Origin of the sequence: Pseudomonas sp. 86_A (assembly GCF_017491705.1) — a bacterium.
Lineage (GTDB): Bacteria > Pseudomonadota > Gammaproteobacteria > Pseudomonadales > Pseudomonadaceae > Aquipseudomonas > Aquipseudomonas koreensis.
This window is the reverse complement of sequence record NZ_JAFGYS010000240.1, coordinates 1-245: the sequence shown is the minus strand read 5'-3', so window position 1 is coordinate 245 and position 245 is coordinate 1. Positions and strand designations below refer to the sequence as shown.

At 70.2% G+C, this 245-nt stretch carries 1 pseudogene; it reads left to right on the top strand.

From position 1 onward, the window contains the following. Positions 1-7: 7 nt before the first annotated feature. A pseudogene (locus J5M57_RS29050) lies at positions 8-88 on the top strand (hypothetical protein); the annotation flags it as partial. Positions 89-245: the final 157 nt, after the last annotated feature.

The window sequence follows — 245 nt, the reverse complement described above, 5'->3', positions numbered from 1 at the left end:
CGGCGCCTTGACTCTCGGCGGCCTGATCACCGGCAGCAGCGGCCTGACCAAGACCGGCACCGGCAGCCTGACCCTCAGCGGCGCCAACAGCGGTTACACCGGTACCACCACCCTGAGCGCCGGCAGCAGTGTTCAGCGCGCCGCTGCCCAGCGCGTTGTTGTTGGTCACCAGCAGGCTGCCGGCGCTCAGGGTGGTGGTACCGGTGTAACCGCTGTTGGCGCCGCTGAGGGTCAGGCTGCCGGCA